Annotated in this window: 10 protein-coding genes; 6 read left to right on the top strand and 4 right to left on the bottom strand. The window is 44.3% G+C overall.

Annotated elements, in window-relative coordinates; translation table 11 throughout:
* Positions 1 to 143: 143 nt before the first annotated feature.
* The 3 genes from QUA77_RS24380 (at position 144) to QUA77_RS24390 (ending at position 4,974) form a co-directional block, all read left to right on the top strand.
* The gene (locus QUA77_RS24380; protein WP_333453040.1) at positions 144 to 452 is read left to right on the top strand and encodes a hypothetical protein; all 309 of its coding nucleotides are present in this window, start codon (positions 144 to 146) and stop codon (positions 450 to 452) included.
* A 693-nt stretch (positions 453 to 1,145) separates the two neighbouring features.
* Complete coding sequence (locus QUA77_RS24385; RefSeq protein WP_333453042.1) at positions 1,146 to 1,598, top strand: NADAR family protein; 453 nt, start codon at positions 1,146 to 1,148, stop codon at positions 1,596 to 1,598.
* 370 nt (positions 1,599 to 1,968) lie between these two features.
* Complete coding sequence (locus QUA77_RS24390) at positions 1,969 to 4,974, top strand: GAF domain-containing protein (protein WP_333453044.1); 3,006 nt, start codon at positions 1,969 to 1,971, stop codon at positions 4,972 to 4,974.
* Between the two features lie 7 nt (positions 4,975 to 4,981).
* On the opposite strand, the gene QUA77_RS24395 is transcribed toward QUA77_RS24390, so the two are convergent.
* Complete coding sequence (locus QUA77_RS24395; protein ID WP_333063354.1) at positions 4,982 to 5,758, bottom strand: pentapeptide repeat-containing protein; 777 nt, start codon at positions 5,756 to 5,758, stop codon at positions 4,982 to 4,984.
* 260 nt (positions 5,759 to 6,018) lie between these two features.
* On the bottom strand, positions 6,019 to 6,663 hold the full coding sequence (locus QUA77_RS24400; RefSeq protein ID WP_333034648.1) for a pentapeptide repeat-containing protein: 645 nt from the start codon (positions 6,661 to 6,663) through the stop codon (positions 6,019 to 6,021).
* A gap of 958 nt (positions 6,664 to 7,621) precedes the next feature.
* Between QUA77_RS24400 and QUA77_RS24405 the strand changes: the two genes are divergently transcribed.
* Positions 7,622 to 8,059, top strand: coding sequence for a helix-turn-helix domain-containing protein (locus QUA77_RS24405; protein WP_333181832.1), 438 nt, complete (start codon positions 7,622 to 7,624; stop codon positions 8,057 to 8,059).
* Positions 8,060 to 8,356: 297 nt separating this feature from the next.
* On the opposite strand, the gene QUA77_RS24410 is transcribed toward QUA77_RS24405, so the two are convergent.
* Positions 8,357 to 8,710 (bottom strand): metal-sensing transcriptional repressor, encoded by a 354-nt coding sequence (locus QUA77_RS24410; RefSeq protein ID WP_242723064.1) that lies wholly within the window; start codon positions 8,708 to 8,710, stop codon positions 8,357 to 8,359.
* 177 nt (positions 8,711 to 8,887) lie between these two features.
* Between QUA77_RS24410 and QUA77_RS24415 the strand changes: the two genes are divergently transcribed.
* On the top strand, positions 8,888 to 10,132 hold the full coding sequence (locus QUA77_RS24415; protein WP_333453047.1) for an HhoA/HhoB/HtrA family serine endopeptidase: 1,245 nt from the start codon (positions 8,888 to 8,890) through the stop codon (positions 10,130 to 10,132).
* Positions 10,133 to 10,369: 237 nt separating this feature from the next.
* Positions 10,370 to 11,020, top strand: coding sequence for an RNA ligase family protein (locus tag QUA77_RS24420; protein WP_333453049.1), 651 nt, complete (start codon positions 10,370 to 10,372; stop codon positions 11,018 to 11,020).
* 127 nt (positions 11,021 to 11,147) lie between these two features.
* On the opposite strand, the gene QUA77_RS24425 is transcribed toward QUA77_RS24420, so the two are convergent.
* The gene (locus QUA77_RS24425; RefSeq protein ID WP_333453051.1) at positions 11,148 to 13,997 is read right to left on the bottom strand and encodes a hypothetical protein; all 2,850 of its coding nucleotides are present in this window, start codon (positions 13,995 to 13,997) and stop codon (positions 11,148 to 11,150) included.
* Between the last annotated feature and the right edge of the window lie 16 nt (positions 13,998 to 14,013).

Raw genomic sequence — 14,013 nt, forward strand, 5'->3', positions numbered from 1 at the left:
GAATAGTTTTGAGATTGCCGAGATCCGGCCGCGAACAACCAGCAGACGCTTAATGATTTGTGAGTTGTGAGTTAAAAGCTCAAGATTTAACACTCATTAACTTACCAATTCCTCCTGCCCCATGACCAATCACCTATTACCAGTTGTCCGGTGAAGGAATTCGTCCTGCCATTGTTAGCGGATTTAAGGCTGCTGAGGGGATCGATCGAGCTCTTGGAGGTGCCGACGACGCTAAGGAGCCATACAATCAATCGATCGCCCAAGAATGCAACACTGATATGGTTTGGGCTAGTCGCTTGGCCCGAGCCTTCTATCAGTTTACAGGAGCTGTTTATCAAGCGGGCCTCCAATTTCCGAGGACTACTCAGTTGATCAGCAAAATTTTGTGTAGCGAACTGCGTTATGCCGATATCGCTAACCGCGCTTTTCATTCTTCTGAGGCCGTTTTATAATAATGAAGGAAGAGGGAATAATAAATACTCTTAAATCCCCATTGCTTATTCTTGATTTCAAATTCTTAATCCTTAATTTAAAAATAGGAATTACGCACTAAGCTAATCCGCGTTTAAATTGCATGGCTCAATAAAATTTCACTCTTGTGGAGTGGGCCGGAAAGCCCGCCCTCAAAACAAAACTTAAATGCACAACAGCTTATTCCTCAGAAAGCCAGTTGATTCCTAGATTTTTACTTGCCCAACCCGCTTTTTTCCAATAAACTGGGTTTAAAAGCGTACCTGCTATTTTAAATAAAGTCTATGCGAGGAGTGTAAGGATTCAGGTCACTGAACTCCTTGCTGGGCAAAGACTTTAGATATGGAGCTTGATACTAAATCAATCTATATTCTCAATAAACCACGAAAAACTGTCACTTCTCCTCGTTTATTGACAATTAACCACGAAAGACAAAAACCCTTATTTTGCCCTAAAACCCTTGCCAGACAAGCGTTGGAGCCGCAAGTTTTTAGACCTGAATCCTTACCGAGGAGTTTTTAATACAAGCCCCACTACTTATACAATCAATCTCAAATACTCCTGGAGGCAACAAGTGGTTTGAAACGTTACTAAGAGCGCGGTAAGGCGCTTCAGGGGCAGCTTAAATAATTACATTCTACCTACATCCTGTAAAATATAAAATCTCAAATCTAATGATAATTTACTTTTATAAAGTAGAGGAGCCTTACGGCTGCTTTTCTAATTTTTCACTACACGACATTTCTCTGCACGGTCAATATTGGTTGACTGTGGAACATTACTATCAAGCCCAAAAATTTGTCAGCACGGATAAAAGATTAGTGGCGGCGATTCAAGCCGTAGCAACTCCTCAAGAAGCCGCTAAACTAGGTCGAGATCCCAACCACCGGATTCGCGATGATTGGGAAGCTGTGAAAATTCCCATTATGCGCGAAGCAGTTTTAACTAAGTTTCTGACTCATACAGACATTCAAGCGATTCTCCTCGCCACAGGGGATCGAGTCATTGTCGAGGATTCGCCAACGGATTACTACTGGGGGTGTGGCTGCGACCGAACCGGTCAAAATCATTTGGGTAAAATTCTGATGAGCGTGCGCCAAGAAATTGGTCAACGCTTTGCGCGCTGATAGAAACTCAAATTCTTTCGTTAATTATCATTATATGAAGTTATACAACAAATGTCAAGTTATCCTAACAATGAAGAATTCTCATAGTGAGAGTTGAAGATTGCGAGAAATTTATAAGAGCATTAAAATAATAATTATTATTTGCTTAAGTTGCTCTGCCTGTTGAAGGCAAGGATTAAACCGGCGCGATCGCAGATTTTACTTGCCCCAGCCCACCCGAGGCGATACACCGTCGTCTCTCACCAATGCGCCACCGATTAATTGTACAGATCGGTTGAGTCAAAAACTCAGGGTGAGTTATTTGAGTTTGAACGCTCCAACAGCACATCAAAACTTCTTATTATCATTGTATAAGTACAAAAGGAGATTTATGCAACTCACAGAAAATACGGAAGAATTACATTATAAACTAGACAGAGAAGTTTTGATACGGCGGATAACAGAACGCATTCGTCAATCTCTAGAATTAGAAGATATTTTAACCAGTACAGTAGCAGAAGTGCGGGCTTTTTTGAAAACAGATCGCATTATGATTTACAGGTTTAGTGCCGACGGGAGTGGAGAAGTTGTTGCGGAATCAATTAATAACAACCATCTCCCTTCCTTGAAAGGACTGCACTTTCCCGCAGACGACATTCCCGCGAGCGCCAGGGAGATGTATGTCACTATGCGCCAGCGGACAATAATAGATGTTAACTCAGGGACGATCGTCCTGAGCCCCCTCGATGCTGCAGGCACCGGTCAACCTTTAGTAAAGGAAGAGATGCACTACAGATCGCTCGATCCTTGCCACACCGCTTACCTGATAGCAATGGGAGTGCAATCTTCCTTAGTCGTGCCGATTTTGCACCGCAGGATCGCGTCGCCAAACAGCAAAACAGATATCTGTGAGGCGGCCACGTGTCTGACTAGATACGAGCCAGGAAATAATCAAAAAATTCACATCGAACTGTGGGGACTTTTAGTGTCTCACCACTCCGCGCCCCTCAATATTTCACCAGCAGATTTAGAAGTAGTTCAGCTCGTATCAGATCAATTGTCTAGCGCCATCGCCCACGCGCTCCTCCTCCAGCAAACCCGCTCTCAAGCCGCCCGCGAAGCTACCGTGAGCCGCATAGCAGCCCTGTTGTACGGTCACGTCAACATTCAACTGCAACAGGGTTTAGAAGCTACCGTCACCGCTTTGGGTGGCAGCGGTGGCCGACTCTATCTCAACCCGCCGAAAATCAACGGTGAAAAGTTCTCTGCTCCCAAGATTGAGGGAGGATTTCCCATTGCCCCAGCCCACAGTGATGCTACCTTTGAAGTGTTCACCACAGGAGAACAACCGACACTTCCCAACTGGGAAAAAGTTAAGGCGCTCGAAGCTCATCCCCTCTGGCAGGAATGGCTAACCAAAGGATTCAAAAATACCGACCAACTTCCCAAAATTGCCAGTTTTACTAATTCTCAATTCCCTGTTTTGATAATTACCGACTTATACAAAGAAGCTCTATTTAGAGTATTAGTTCCCGCTTTCCAATCTACTCAAATTCGGGGTTTGCTGGTAATTCCCCTCCACTACCAACAACAAGTAGTCGGCTGTTTGACCATTTTTCGCAATGCAATTGATACCGAAAAGATGTGGGCGGGGCGCTTTGACACCAGCGCTGAGCAAACCCTTCCTAGACAATCCTTTGAACTCTGGCGAGAAATAAAAAAAGGTCAGTCGCCCGAGTGGAATTACGAGGAAATTGAGCAAGCTTTAGCTATAGGCCGCCAATTTTGTTCGGCAATTGGGCAGTACATTCTTTATAAAGAAGTGCAAACCCTGAATGCCAACTTGGAGCGCCAAGTTCAAGAACGCACCGCCCAATTGCAACAATCCTTGGACTTTGCCAAAGTATTGACGCGAGTTAGAGACCAGATTCGCAGCACCTTAGATTTAAAAATCATACTGCAAACTATTGTGCGAGAAGTCAGAGTTTTGTTGGATACCGATCGCACGGTAATCTACCAATTTGCAGCAGACAGACAGGGCGAGGTAGTTGTCGAAGCTGTTTGCGGCGAGTGGCGGTCTATTTTAGGTATCACATCTCCACAACAATGCTTTCCCGAATTCTCAGACTGCTTTTATCGAGCCGGAGGGGTGCGAGCAATTAATGATATTTATACTGAGGATTTAACACCCTGTCACCGCGAATTTTTGGAAGAGTTGCAGGTAAGAGGAAGTTTAATTGTGCCGATGAGAGGCAAAGATTCCCAATTGTGGGGGTTACTGATTGCCCATGAGTGTTCGGGGCCGAGAGTTTGGCAAACAGCAGAACAGGAATTGGTGCAACATTTAGCGGCTCAAGCTGCGATCGCCATTCACCAAGCAGAACTTTATCAAGAAAGTCTCAATGCAGCAACTGCCGATCGATTAAAAGCCGAACAGCTAGCTAAAACCCTCACAGAATTGCACAATACCCAAGCCCAACTGATTCAAACCGAAAAAATGTCCAGTCTCGGACAACTCCTGGCCGGAGTCGCCCACGAAATAAATAACCCCGTTAACTTTATCTACGGCAATCTGTCCCACGCCAGCGAATACACCAAAGATTTACTCTGCTTGGTGGAACTCTACCGCCAGCACTACCCCAATCCCAACCCAGAAATTAGCGAGTGCTCCGAAGCAATCGACATCGAATTTCTTGCCGAAGATTTGCCAAAAATTTTGGGTTCCATGACAGTCGGAGTTGAGCGCATCCGCCAGTTAGTTGTATCTTTGCGTAATTTTTCCCGGACGGATCAAGCCGAGAAAAAAGCCGTTGACATTCACGAGGGCATAGACAGTACCCTGTTGATTTTGCAGCACCGGATCAAAGCCAATTCCGATCACAACACCGTAGAAATTATTAAAGAATACGGCAAGTTGCCCTTAGTAGAATGCTATGCCAGCTCGCTCAATCAGGTATTTATGAATCTGATCGGTAATGCTCTTGACGCCCTAGAAATGGGAAAAAAAGAGCGAGTTATGAATCTTCCCTTTAAAGCGGCAAGTGCAGCGGCGACGCATTTAAGCTCCCAAATACTGCCTATCGAGTCAGGAGATATAAATGCCACCACCGAGTGTTTGATTCCTGATTTCCCATCCCCTTGCATTCGGATTCGCACTGAATTAATCGATGAAAAAACGGTAGGAATTTGTATTGCCGACAATGGTCACGGCATCCCCAAAGAGTTAATCTCTCATATATTTAATCCGTTTTTTACTACTAAACCCGTAGGTCGGGGCACGGGTTTAGGATTGTCTATCAGTTACCAAATTGTAGTTGAGAAACACCAAGGCGTACTTAAGTGTGTTTCTGTACCCGGTCATGGTACAGAATTCTGGATCGAGATTCCCATGAATTAGGCAACCGTCAAGGCAAGATCAACTTCACCAGCACAGAACCGATCGAGCCCAGAAGACTCATAAAGTTGCCACCGCCGCCCGTGCGGGGTTCCGTAGGCTTTTGACGTGCAACAATGGCTTCGCCTAACTGCTTTGACAAATCCTGACCTTGGGGATTTCCTTGAGCTGCAAAGAGTTTGTTTGCTTGCTCGGCGTCTTGAGTCGCGCCGGCGAAGTCTCCCAAGTCAGCGCGAGACATACTGCGCGCAAAATAAACGGCTGCTAAATCCGATTTCAGATTCAGGGCTTGATTGTAATAATCAATCGCGTTTCTGTAGTTTCCTGCTTGAGCTTCCAGCACTCCCAACCGGTAGAAGTCTTCAGCGGTGCCGATATTGGTTGGCATTCCTCTAACTCCGAGCAGTTGCGCGTTATTTAAATTAGCGCCTTGCAAATTGGCGTCGCTGAGATAGGCACTTCTCAAGTCAGCACCGCTGAGGTTAGCTCCGCTGAGGTTTGCCCCTGTCAGGTTGACGCCAAACAGGCTAGTGCCGCTGAGGTTAGCACCGCTGAGGTCAGCCCCCGTGAGGTTGGCTCGACTGAGGTTAGCCAACCTCAAGTCAGCACCTTTGAGATTGGCTCCTGTTAAGTTGGCTAAAACCAAGCCCGCACTGCTGAGGTCGCAGTTGGGGCACTGTCGGGTGGCTAGTAATTGTTGCGTGTGTTGGATGTTCTCGGCGGGTGCAGGAGCGATCGGGGCGATCGCGCTTAGCAGCGTTGCAGCAGCGAGGATTCTGAGTTTCATTTTAACCGTCCAAAATCCAAAATATTAAATCTAAAATAGCTTTTATCGAAGCAATTGAAAATCACCATAACACAAGTTCACCCAACAAATCTTTTGACTTGCCGTATGTAGGAGTTCTGTGCGCCATCAGCACCCTACATTGAAGTTCTCGGCCTTACCTTAGTGTCAAATAAAGATTTCGCTGCCAATAAATTAGGGTAATGAATTACTCATTACCCTTTAGCCGCTGTTCTCGGCAACCATAAAAATTAACAAATAAATTAGTCGTGAATCGTGCCGTCGGGCATCGTTGTACCCTTAAGATATACTCCGCTCAGGTTAACTTTTGTAAGGTTTGCTCCCAACAGGTTTGCTCCGCTTAAGTCTGACGCACTTAAAATCGCTTCAGTCAAGTCTGCCCTAATTAGACTCGCCCCCATTAAGTCGGCTCCGCTAAGGTCTACTTTGCTCAAGTTTGCGCCAATTAAATCGCATTCTGTGAGTACCGCCCTACGCAAGTTTACTCCGTAAAGATTTACTCCGTGCAAGTCTGCATGGCTGAGTGTTGCCCTAGATATGTTGGCTCCAATTAAAGTTGCTTGGATCAGGGAAGCTCCGCTCAAGTCTGCTTTACTGAGATTCGCTCCCATCAACTCAGCTCGATGCAGGTTAGCTTCAACTAAAAGTGCTTCTGTGAGGTCGGCTCCACCTAAGTCTGCTTTGCTCAAATTAATCTTGCATAAATTGGCTTTGCCAAAGTTGACTCTGTTAAGTTTGGCTTTGCTGAGATTGGCTCCAATCAGGTCGGCTTCATACAGATTGGCTCCAATCAATTCTGCTTCGTAGAGGTAGACCTCGTGCAGGTAGACCCCGCTAAAATTTCTTTCTCCTATTGCATATAGCTTGAGCAGTTCGTCAACGTTCATTGTGGCTTCTCTACACCTTTTAAATGAAGAATACTGTCAGCAAGCTGGTTACACCGGATGTTCTGCAATTTTAGATTCTGAAAGATTCACACCCAGGGTGAGACTTCCCTCAATCTGCAAGATTTGAGGTGGAAAGTGCTCAACTACCCATAACTTTTTGTGGGTAGTTGAGCTTACTGAGTAGGCGTGTGACTAAGATCACAAAAAAATGCTAGTAGGATCACATAGAAACTCGGCTTTCGATCACAGCAGGCAGGCAAAAATAGCCGATACTTATACTGTAATGCTGAGAAATTGACAATGCCACCCTCGTCGTGTTTTACTCAATTGGCGATAAAGCCAGTAGTTTCACGGATACTTGCCCGCTTGCTGTGAAAGTAGGTTGCAATGTCACTCGGCGCTACCCACTCCGGGTGATGAGAGTGTTGATGTATCAAGATTTCTCGCACAGCGAAAGCCAGAAATGCACTTCTGGGAGTAGGGGAATGTCTGTATAAAAATGCGATCGCTGGTGTAGAGACATTCGCCTGTTTGCTAGCACCTAATGACTAAAAATCGCCCATACGTTCGCAAAAATTACCAATAGATACCAGGAAAACCATGATAGATGTTTAACAATAAAAGAATAAATGGTATTCCTTAAGAGTCACCTATTGCCGCTAATCTTAGAGTCGATCGGTTAACGGCTATCAGTATTAGCAATGACGCTTGTCCATCAAATACAAAACTGACCCAGAAACCGGGTTTTTTACCAAAAAAAATCGTTGCCACCTTGCTCCAGGTTAAAATAATGCGGTTTCTGAGCGTCTGAGTGCCTCCCGGAAGGAAAAAGTTTAATGAGAACGATCGCTTTTGTATGGCTTCAGGGCAAACAAAAGGTCAGCATTTAGGATAGGAGCAGCTTTGGCTCCATTGTCCAACAAAGGTATTGTAGAACGCGAATCTTGAGGTAATTGATATGGCTGGAGTATGTAAGCTTAGCATCACAGAGACAATTGAAGAACTAAAAAACCTGTTAAGTGAACAAAAAACGGCAAGCGGCTTTCAAAAAATTCAAGCACTTTACCTGTTCAAAATTTGTCATGTTAAGACAGTTAAAGAATTGGCTATGACGATCGGGGTAAATCGAATTACAGTCCAGCGGTGGCTGAGAAAGTACCGCTCTGACGGACTCGAAGGACTCCTCGAAACAAAGCACAGCGGCGGCCGCAAGCCTGCCATTCCTCCTTTGGCACGCGCTAGTTTGGCAATGCGCCTCAGCGACCCCCAGGAAGGCTTTAAAAGCTATGGAGAGATTCAAGAGTGGTTGCAGCAGGAATACAGCATTGAGGCTTCCTATAAAGCAGTTTATGCAACAGTCAGATACCACCTAAAAGCCAAGCTGACGAAAGTCTAGACAGTTAATAGCACGTCGGATTAAGCACCGATTATCTAATTGTTTGCCCTCAGCTTTTGAAGATTGTGGGGAGTTGCGTCATCACGACAAACTTGACTAATTCTTTTTTAACAAAACTCGCTCTCATAAACTGCGGAGCATATAAATTATGTGTTGTGGCAATGGGGGTGAGGGGGAGAAGATGTGATGCTTTTCCCGCGTTTTAGAAAGATGCTCAAAAAAAGCGCCAGAAATCATAACTTGCAAGTTTTGTTTAATTTGCAGGTTTTGTTATATGGAGGTAAAAATTGGCAACTGCTAAGGCAAAAACCGATCCAAAGCCGCTTTCAACTCTTCGATTTCCGTATCGATATTGCCTTCTTTAGCGGCTCTGGCAATGCACTCTGTTAAATGTTCATCAAGAATGATTCTCGCCACGCGATCGAGCGCTCCTCGAACCGCAGCAACTTGCACGAGAACTTCGGGACAGGGACGGTTTTCTTGCACCATTGTTTTAATGCCTCGGACGTGTCCCTCAATCCGAGACAAGCGATTTACCAGCCGCCGCATCGATTCTTCATCGTGATGGTGAGGGTGGGCTGATTTATCGTCGTGATGGTGGTGGGAATTGGAGGGCAAGGATTTGTCAGTAGAAGTATCAGATAGAATCATTGGGGTTACGAAGGAAATTTAAAAGTTAGAATTCAGAATATGTTGAGTTGGTGCGGGCTGGTGACTCATGTATTGTAACTGTCAAAATATATTTAGGATCTTCATAGTGGCAGATTATTGAGCCCGCACGATCGCACACGTTTACCAGACTAACCCAGACTAACAAAAATTGACGCTATGCGACTATTTAAGTTTTTTCGCCCCGCACATCGAATCGGTGCTCGTTGGTTCGCCCTAATTTTAGGAATGACGATCGCCCTGAGTGCGTTAGCAATCAATGCTGCACCCGCTGTCGCCGCTGATGGCACAAATCCGCCCAACTTACAGTTCCAGAATTCCCCAGCCACTCCCCCGAATCCGCAACTGTTAGCGCTGCGGGGCGGGGAACTCCCGGCGGATACAGCCAGTTTTGTGACGGCGGCTGTCGATCGAGTTGGGCCGGCAGTTGTCCGCATTGATACCGAGCGCACTGTCAGCCGCAACCTTGACCCCTTAATGGAAGACCCCTTCTTCCGTAGATTTTTGGGAGAAGATTTACGGAGCATGACCCCCAGACAAGAACGCTTACGCGGTCAAGGTTCCGGCTTCATTATTGACAAAAGCGGGATTGTTTTAACCAACGCTCACGTAGTTGACAAAGCCGATCGAGTGACTGTCACCTTAAACGACGGCAGGACATTTCCAGGAGAAGTGCAAGGTACTGACGAAGTAACTGATTTGGCAGTTGTCAAAATTAATACTAAGGAAGTTAACTTGCCCGTGGCAACCCTAGGAGATTCCAACGCGGTGAAAGTAGGAGATTGGGCGATCGCCGTGGGCAACCCCCTGGGATTTGACAACACCGTCACCTTGGGCATTATCAGCACCCTCAAACGCTCCAGTGCAGCCGTCGGCATTCCCGACAAGCGGCTCGATTTCATTCAAACCGACGCCGCCATCAATCCCGGCAATTCCGGCGGCCCGCTGTTAAACAGCAGAGGAGAAGTGATTGGCATCAACACGGCGATTCGAGCTGATGCAATGGGTATTGGGTTTGCGATTCCGATCGACAAAGCCAAGGCCATCTACGCGCAGTTAGCCAAGGGAGAACAAGTCAGCCATCCGTTTTTGGGGATTCAGATGATTGCTTTGACTCCTGAAATGGCCAGAGAGAATAATTCTGACCCCAATGCTCCTTTAATTGTGCCGGAAGTTAAGGGAGTGTTAGTGATGAGAGTTGTGCCCAACACCCCTGCTGAGAAAGCAGGCCTTCGCAAAGGGGATGTGATAGTTCAAATTGACGGTGAGGGAGTGACTGAGGCCGAACAGTTGCAAAGTTTGGTGGACAACAGTGAAATCGGTCAAATTCTAAAACTGAAGGTGCGCCGCGGTTCCCAGATTAAAGAAGTAGCCGTTCAAACTGCTCAACTGATGGATTTTTAGAAGTGAAGAGGAAGGGGGGAAACTGTTAAAAACCACATAAAGTTTGTATGTAGTGAGGATTTTAGTCAAATCTTAATATTTTTAGGTAAGCGGTTGTGCATTTAAGTTGTATGTTCAGGGCGGGTTCTCCTGCCCACCTGACCAGAGTGAAAAATTGTTTTACCGTGCAATTTAAATACACAGCTTAATAGCGACTAAAATCCTCACTACAAACGAGTTTTATTATTAGTGATTGATATGACACGAGTTCAACTTGCCTATCCCAAAATTCCCGATAGTAAAAATTGCCCTAATGAACAATGTATAGCTTTTGAGAAGTACGATGGCACTAATTTGCATTGGGTTTGGGAAGTTGAACTTGGTTGGTATGCTTTTGGTACGCGCCGCAGTAGATTTGATTTGGATGAGATGGGAATTGCAGAATTTAATGCTGCACATCCAGGTTTAGAAACAGCACCTGAAATATTTAAGAGAGACTTTGCTAGTCCCTTAGAGTCGATATTTCGAGAGAACGAACAGTATCACTGCGCTGAAATTACTGTGTTTACAGAGTTTTTTGGTGCTAGCTCGTTTGCGGGAATGCACCAAAAGGACGATCGCAAACAACTGGTGCTTTTTTATGTGAAAACCGAGGGCGGTATGGTTGTTCCGGAGCGGTTTATTCGGGATTTTGGTAAATTAAATATTGCGCGAGTGATTTATCGCGGCAAACTGACGGGCAAGTTTATGGACGATCTTCGCAAGGGGAAATACGGTGTGGATGAAGGTGTTGTGTGCAAGGGAGGCCGCAATGCCAATAATCTGTGGATGGTGAAGATTAAGACTGATGCGTATATGCAGAGATTGCAGCAAGCTTTTAAGGATGATTGGGAAAATTACTGGGAGTAATATAAAATCTGAAGACTAATTTTTTTCATGAATCGATCGAGTAGTGCGATCGGTGAAACCTCCTCTTTTGCTTGAGTACAATTAACCTTGTCGTTTTCTTCAACCTAATCTGGATTCAATACTTGGTTCAATCAGAGCCATGTGCTAAGGAATTAGCTATCTCATCCCCTAGTCTTCTTGCTCCTAGCGCGTCAATTTCCTGTAACTGCCCCAACAAAGTCATCAGGTCACTAGGTCGAGGTTGTCTCTTTATTATCCAACTGCGATCTGAATCCCAGAGTTCAGCAAGAAGTTGAACTAAAAGTTCACTTTCGTCATTTCTGCTACTGGGTAAGAGTTCCTGTTTTTGGATGAGGATTTGGAAAAGTAAACGGCGGAAGAATCTATAATTCGTTGATTTGCCAACACGGTATAATTTTTCTCTTAACGACCAATCAACAAGTAATACTTCTTGAAAACGCTTTAAAAACTCCATAAGCCATTGATCGGCTTGAGTTGCATACTTAACATTTTTCTGAGACCATTGCCACAGTAAGTCAATTAAATTTTTCCAGACATCTCTGGTTTTACCGAGGAATCGTAGATTTGACTCCGGCTGGTTTCTAAGGTCAAAAAGATATTCTCCAACTGCACAGACTATGTGATTTCTAAATGAGTTGTCAATTATATCTGAAGAACTCCCCTCAACAATGCAGTAACTCAAAGCATCTACAATATGACATAAAACAATGCAATCTACCAGGTCAACATTTTTGATAACCTGGAGAATTACATTAATTCGTGTAGCAACTTCGCTAGAAGTGGATTTTAATATTGTATCTATTATTTGAGATTGAGCTGAAGAAAGTTCTGTTTCTACAGAATTATCGCCATCCTCTTCTTGCTCTGCTTTGTTCTCTACATAAACTGTTGCCCTTTCGTGAAACAAAGCAAAAAGCACTTGTTCACGTAATAAACTGATTAAATCCAGCTCTATCTCGCTATCTGGCTTTGCTTCTAGCACCGGAATCAACCCTGCCGCTAAAAAATCCCAATCAAAGTAATTGTGTAACCAGCGAGGTTGTTGTTGCAGAGGTTGGATAAGTATTTCGGGCATCCATTTAGAAGTATCAATTATAGAAATTTCTAAATTTTTTTTCTCCTCAAACTCATTTTGAAAACTAGACCAAGCCTCTTCAATTTGAGGATCTTCTCGTTTGCTTATTTCTTCATCAATAAATTCCGGACGCGGGGCTAGATAAGACCCATCTGGGTTAGCAAAATTTTGGATAACCTTAGCAGAGGATACTGTATGAGTCAGGGAAATGAGGCGGGCTATTCGGGGTACAATATTGATGAGTTCTTGGGTGAGAGGGTGAACAAGCCCATATTCTCTTATCCATGAACTCATAAAAGCAGATGTATTGCAATTGCGGACACCAATAAAGCAACGGAAAGCAGATGATCGAAGTAAGGTTTCAGATTTGCATCTTCGCAGTAATTTAGGGGCTGCATGAGCGATAAAAGCTTCAGCATCCATATTATGATTCTGACAACGACTGCCGTCATCTAAACTTATCGGTAGATTAGAAAAATCACTAGCATAATCAGTGATGTAGTTCTCCAGTTCTGGGTTGAGATTATCAATAGGAAACTCTAGAATAACAGCAATGGTTGCCCAAATTCTATCGATAAAAGCTTTCTTTCTCAAGCGTTCTTGTAGAGAACAAAGCTGTTTTTCACTGGTCAGTAGAGTAACAAACTCCCTATGTAGTTCTGGTGTCTTTTGCAACTCACCATCTACAATTTTTCGGCACATCATTACGATTTGGAAATGCTGAAGATTCCCAATTGCAGATTCGGCTTGAGCATCAACTTCAGGATCTTCAGGTAGAGTACCGACGAAGCCAAAGCTTCTAGTTCCATGTTCATCCTTTTCCGACAGCCAGTTGTTGCCCTCAAACCAAGCTCGGATTTTTAATGCACGGTAGCGACTGACCTCTGGAATAAAATTAATTTGGTGATTATCCCAGTCTGCCAAAATCTGAGATGTTGCATCCAAAGGAATGTTTCCCTTTAGCCACATTGGGAGTGCTATCTCTAAAAGGGAAATTTTTCGGTGAGATAACTGATGAAATTCAGCTAACTCTTGAGATTCCTCGTTTGACAGTCGGCTCCATGCCTTCCCAAAATCAAAGGCAAAATCTTGTCCCCGATCAATTAATTCAAACTCTAACCATACCCAAAGTTGTAATGACGACTGTAGAGGTAGTAAGGAACCTTTCAAAAGATTGGGATCGCATTTAGCCAGCGAAATGAGTACCCCAAGCATTGCAACAGTGTCAGCACGCTCAAAAATAATTGATATAGAACGTTCGAGTGCTGCTTTAGTCGGACGACTGTAGAGCCATCCCTCCAGCGTCATTAAGAAACAAGCGACAATATTTGGAGACCAAGGATACTTGCGATGCCAATATAGTGCATGACGACCACCTTTAAAATATTTTCTACTATCGCCAACAAGTAAAGTTACACCATCAATATCAGTTTTTGGCATACCCTCCAGTTTGTTTTTTACCCAGCGATGCTCATGCCAGTAATCTGTGGCTACCTTACAAAGGGTTGCAATAACATCAATGGCAAGAACTTCATTAATTTGTAAGAGAGACACGAGCGGAATAAACTTGAATGTACAGACATCAATCTCGTCCGCTCCTTTTGTTCCAAGATAATTAGTTAACCTATTAGAGTTATTATCGAGTTCATAACGATAACCTGGCGGTGAAATAGTCAGAGCTAAAAGTAATTCAGCACCGAGTTGTGGATTGATACGAACTACACAATTGAGATATAGACCTCCTTGCTTAAGCATGAACTTGCGAAAGTTATTATTAACTTTTCCTAATGGCCCTTTTGGATGTGGAGGCTCAAGCACACCCAGGGTAAGCTCATCTAATTTGGTATAATATGAACTTGACAAAGTTAACAAAATAAGCATAAGAGACTGTGTAGGC

The organism is Microcoleus sp. K5-D4 (genome assembly GCF_036704575.1).
Lineage (GTDB): Bacteria > Cyanobacteriota > Cyanobacteriia > Cyanobacteriales > Microcoleaceae > Microcoleus.